3 protein-coding genes are annotated in these 2,555 nt (G+C 62.9%); all 3 read left to right on the top strand.

All coding sequences use genetic code 11. The features are described 5' to 3' along the window. The coding region (crcB, locus tag ACXRVY_RS23775; RefSeq protein ID WP_458238404.1) for a fluoride efflux transporter CrcB at positions 1-200 on the top strand (200 nt) is incomplete at its 5' end. Between the two features lie 16 nt (positions 201-216). Further along, the gene (gene serS, locus ACXRVY_RS23770; protein WP_458238403.1) at positions 217-1,497 is read left to right on the top strand and encodes a serine--tRNA ligase; all 1,281 of its coding nucleotides are present in this window, start codon (positions 217-219) and stop codon (positions 1,495-1,497) included. After that, on the top strand, positions 1,498-2,555 hold a 1,058-nt coding region (cysG, locus tag ACXRVY_RS23765), incomplete at its 3' end, for a siroheme synthase CysG (protein WP_458238402.1).

Raw genomic sequence — 2,555 nt, 5'->3', positions numbered from 1 at the left:
GCCCGGAGGTGCCTTTTGAGATTCGCGCCGGGTTGATCGTTGGCTTCCTCGGGGGGCTGACGACTTTTTCATCCTTTTCACTGGATACGGTGCGCCTGCTGGAAAGCGGGCAGGTGCCGCTGGCCCTGGGCTATGCGGCGCTCAGCGTATTCGGCGGGCTGCTTGCAACCTGGGCCGGCCTGTCCTTGACCAAACTTTGATAAACGAGAAACCGACATGCTCGATTCCAAACTGTTACGTAGCAACCTTCAGGACGTAGCGGACCGCCTGGCATCCCGTGGCTATGCCCTGGATGTTGCGCGCATCGAAGCGCTGGAAGAACAGCGCAAGACCGTCCAGACCCGCACCGAAGCACTGCAGGCTGAACGTAATGCGCGTTCCAAATCCATCGGTCAGGCCAAGCAGCGTGGCGAAGACATCGCGCCGCTGATGGCGGACGTCGAGCGTATGGCGGGCGAATTGAGCGCCGGTAAAGTCGAACTGGACGCGATCCAGACCGATCTGGACTCGATCCTGCTGGGTATCCCCAATCTGCCGCACGAATCGGTGCCGGTCGGCGAAGACGAAGACGGCAACGTCGAAGTGCGCCGCTGGGGCACCCCGACAGCCTTCGATTTCCCGGTTCAGGACCACGTGGCCCTGGGCGAGAAGTTCGGCTGGCTGGACTTTGAAACCGCCGCCAAGCTGTCCGGCGCCCGTTTTGCCCTGCTGCGCGGCCCGATTGCCCGTCTGCACCGTGCCCTGGCGCAGTTCATGATCAACCTGCACGTCACCGAGCACGGCTACGAAGAGGCCTATACGCCTTATCTGGTCCAGGCACCGGCGCTGCAAGGCACCGGTCAACTGCCGAAGTTCGAAGAAGACCTGTTCAAGATCGCGCGCGAAGGCGAAGCCGACCTGTATCTGATCCCGACCGCCGAAGTGTCGCTGACCAACATCGTCGCCGGCGAAATCGTCGATTCGAAACTGCTGCCGATCAAGTTCGTTGCCCACACGCCGTGCTTCCGCAGTGAAGCCGGCGCATCGGGTCGCGACACCCGCGGCATGATCCGCCAGCACCAGTTCGACAAAGTCGAGATGGTGCAGATCGTCGAGCCGTCGCAGTCGATGGAAGCGCTGGAAGGCCTGACCGCCAACGCCGAGAAAGTCCTGCAACTGCTGGAACTGCCTTACCGCACCCTGGCGCTGTGCACCGGCGACATGGGCTTCAGCGCGGTCAAGACCTACGACCTGGAAGTGTGGATCCCGAGCCAGGACAAGTACCGCGAAATCTCGTCGTGCTCCAACTGCGGCGACTTCCAGGCCCGCCGCATGCAAGCGCGTTTCCGCAACCCGGAAACCGGCAAGCCGGAACTGGTGCACACCCTGAACGGCTCCGGTCTTGCAGTCGGTCGTACCCTGGTGGCGGTGCTGGAGAACTATCAGCAGGCCGACGGTTCGATCCGTGTGCCTGAGGTCCTGAAGCCGTACATGGGTGGCMTCGAGGTCATCGGTTAAATGAACTATCTGCCGCTGTTTCACAACCTTCGCGGCAGTCGTGTGTTGGTCGTCGGTGGAGGGGAGATTGCCTTGCGCAAATCCCGCCTGCTGGCCGATGCCGGTGCGCTGCTGCGGGTGGTTGCACCTGAAATCGAAGCACAACTGCGCGAACTGGTTGCCGGCAGCGGTGGCGAGTGCCTGTTGCGCGGCTACACCGAAACGGACCTGGACGGTTGCGGGCTGATCATTGCCGCCACCGACGACGAAGCGCTGAACGCACAAGTCTCCGCCGATGCCCATCGGCGTTGCGTGCCGGTCAACGTGGTGGACGCGCCAGCCCTGTGCAGCGTGATCTTCCCTGCCATCGTCGACCGTTCGCCACTGATCATCGCGGTGTCCAGCGGCGGCGATGCGCCGGTGCTGGCACGTCTGATCCGCGCCAAGATCGAAACCTGGATTCCTTCCACCTACGGTCACCTGGCTGGTCTGGCGGCGCGTTTTCGTCATCAGGTCAAAGGCCTGTTTCCGGATGTACAGCAGCGTCGGGCGTTCTGGGAAGATGTTTTCCAGGGACCGATTGCCGACCGCCAGCTGGCCGGGCAGGGCGCTGAAGCCGAGCGCTTGTTGCAGGCGAAGATTGATGGCCAAGCGCCGGTGGCAACCGGCGAAGTCTATCTGGTGGGCGCGGGGCCGGGCGATCCCGACCTGTTGACCTTCCGCGCCTTGCGTTTGATGCAGCAAGCCGACGTAGTGTTATACGACCGCCTGGTGGCGCCGGCGATTATCGAACTGTGCCGTCGCGACGCCGAGCGGGTTTACGTTGGCAAACGTCGCGCCGATCACGCGGTGCCGCAGGATCAGATCAATCAGCAATTGGTGGATCTGGCCAGGCAAGGCAAGCGTGTGGTGCGATTGAAGGGCGGCGATCCGTTCATCTTCGGTCGTGGTGGTGAAGAGATCGAAGAACTGGCGGCCCAGGGCATCCCGTTCCAGGTGGTGCCGGGGATCACGGCGGCCAGCGGTTGCGCGGCCTACGCCGGGATTCCGCTGACTCACCGTGATTATGCGCAGTCGGT

It is taken from the genome of Pseudomonas sp. P5_A2_2 (genome assembly GCF_054177685.1).
This window is presented reverse-complemented; position numbering and strand designations above follow the sequence as displayed.